This window comes from Azospirillum sp. UFLA03-27 (assembly GCF_059803775.1).
This window is the reverse complement of sequence record NZ_JAUQTX010000450.1, coordinates 1-2,383: the sequence shown is the minus strand read 5'-3', so window position 1 is coordinate 2,383 and position 2,383 is coordinate 1. Positions and strand designations below refer to the sequence as shown.

At 51.4% G+C, this 2,383-nt stretch carries 2 protein-coding genes; both read left to right on the top strand.

Annotated features, from left to right (window positions below; translation table 11 throughout):
• On the top strand, window positions 1–1,163 hold a 1,163-nt coding region (locus Q4I23_RS32165), incomplete at its 5' end, for a hypothetical protein (RefSeq protein WP_498528933.1).
• Window positions 1,164–1,451: 288 nt separating this feature from the next.
• Window positions 1,452–2,213, top strand: coding sequence for an IS5 family transposase (locus tag Q4I23_RS32160; protein WP_498528932.1), 762 nt, complete (start codon window positions 1,452–1,454; stop codon window positions 2,211–2,213).
• Window positions 2,214–2,383 lie beyond the last annotated feature (170 nt).

The window sequence follows — 2,383 nt, the reverse complement described above, 5'->3', positions numbered from 1 at the left end:
TTGATAAACTCAGCGCCACGCTGCGACAAGTTATAGTAAATATATGCGTAAGTCACCTAAGGGGTGAGGTGAGTTTGGAAAGTATCAGCAACTTAAATGAATATGTGATAAATTCACTAAAAACGGCTGTGTCCGATCAGTGCAGGGAATTCACTCACTACTATCCTGCATGGACAATAGGCATGGAACTAAGAAGGCCATTTAATCTTGGTCCTCTTACATTTCTAACGCGGGATCAATGGATAGACAGGGTAGATTTTTCTGAGCCTGCGAAGCGATTGGCTTTTGGTCAGCCGGATGCGAATGCAAAATGGAAAAAACACCTGAAGAAAGCACTGCGTCAACCCAAGGGTAATTTTCCATTGTCCGGCTTAGCTGGATTTGTATACGGAGCAATTGAAAACAGCAGTAGCTTGATTAAGATCACCATCAATAACAAGGAAAAGGATTTGTCTCGAAAAATCGGTGAGATGGTTTGTAAATCCGGTTTGGACTCCATATCGCTAGTTTTCGGATCAAGAAAATGTTTTCATCAGCAGGCTCTCCAAAGCGAGAGGCTTGAGCCAATAGGAACTAGTCAGATCATGGAAACTGATAACTACCTATGGATTCCTGGCCAGAGGCTTGGGTCACGTATAATGACAATGGAGTACAAGCAGGTTTCTCTGCATCTTAGAAGAAACAAAAAAGTTACTGAGGCAATATCGGTAATTCTGGAATCTTTAGTATCGCCGGTCTCAGGTAGGTATCCTGACCTTTCGGAAAGATGGGCGACAGCGTTGGACTGGTATGGCGAAGGATGTAGAGAGAAAAGTGATGCAATAGCTCTGGCAAAAATTGCTACATCTCTGGATGTTCTTGCCTGCGGCGGAAAGTGCTCAGGAATACAATCCATGGTATCGCATCTTACGGGTATTTCTGGCGATAAGGTTGTTGTAAAAGGTCGTAGCCCAAAGACGTTATTTAAGCTTATTGAAGAATTGTACAACAAGGGCAGATCGCAAATACTTCATGGTAGCCACTACAAGAGAATGATCCCATTCTCCCAGGAGAGAAAATTGGCAGAGATATTGGCTAGAACATGCTTAATACAATGCGCCGTCAGATTGCAAAATTTTCAAGGCATTGAAAGCGACAAAACATTCCGCACTATTCCGAAATGATTTGTTCTGCATATTTCACCCGCGAGCCGGAGGAATATATTTCTAGTTTTCTTGATGCTAATTTTGGAGTGATTTGGTTTATCAATGCGCAACCTTTTATAGTGGAGGAGGTCAGGACTAGAGGTTGGCACCCATCCTTCTATGATCCTGCTATGAGGTTGGCGCTGACCATGAAATACCAGAGTTCTCGTGTAAGCCCGCCAGCTTCTTGCCCTAGGGTCCGGATCCATAAAGAGCTTTTCCGTCAGAGAGCCGTTGTGATTCAACGCCTTGGAAAGGGGCTTTGCGATGAGCGACGGTCAGTTCTGGTTGACGGTGGAGCAGTTTGGACAGCTTGAGCCGCACCTTCCGTGCGACACCCGAGGCAAGCCGCGCGTGGATGACCGACGTGTGATCAGCGGCATCGTCCATGTTCTGAAGTCGGGGGCGCTGGGCGGATGCTCCGCCGGTTTATGGCCCCCGCAAGACGCTCTACAATCGGTTCGTCCGCTGGGCGTCCAGGGGCGTGTGGGAGGACATCTTCCATGCCTTGGCCGCAGCGGGTGGGCCTCCGGCCCAGGTGATGATCGACTCCACGGCGGTGCGCGCCCATCGTTCGGCGAGCGGCGGCAAAGAGGGGAGCGGGCACAGGCCATCGGACGGTCCCGTGGCGGACGAACCACCAAAATCCATGCCCTGAGCGATCCGCGCGGGCGGCCGCTCGCCTTCCTGCTGACCGGCGGTCAGGTTGCCGACTGCACCGCCGCCGACCGTCTGCTCGACCGGATGCCACCCACCGACCTTCTGCACGGCGACAAGGGTTACGAGAGTGCCACTGTTCGACGGAAGATCGAAGAGGCGGGAGCGGGAGCCGCGCCCAACATTCCACCACGCACCGACAAGCGTTGGAAAAACTGCTTCTCTCCCTACCTCTACCGGAACCGCAACGTCATCGAACGTATGTTCGGACGCCTCAAAGACTTCCGGCGCATCTCCACCCGGTATGACCGGTCCGCAACCAACTTCATGGCAGCCGTCCACATCGCCGCAACCGTCGCCGACTGGTTATGAGTCCAGACCCTATGCCTGTAGGGTCATTGGGTACTGCCTGAACGGGGCTTTCCGGGTCATTGTCTTGTGGAGAGCAGGACAACGCTGGTCATGCTCCACCGGTGGATCTGATCGTTTTCTGATTAGGAATAGAGGCGCTTACACGGTCAGATGTCGGGTCTGTACTCTAC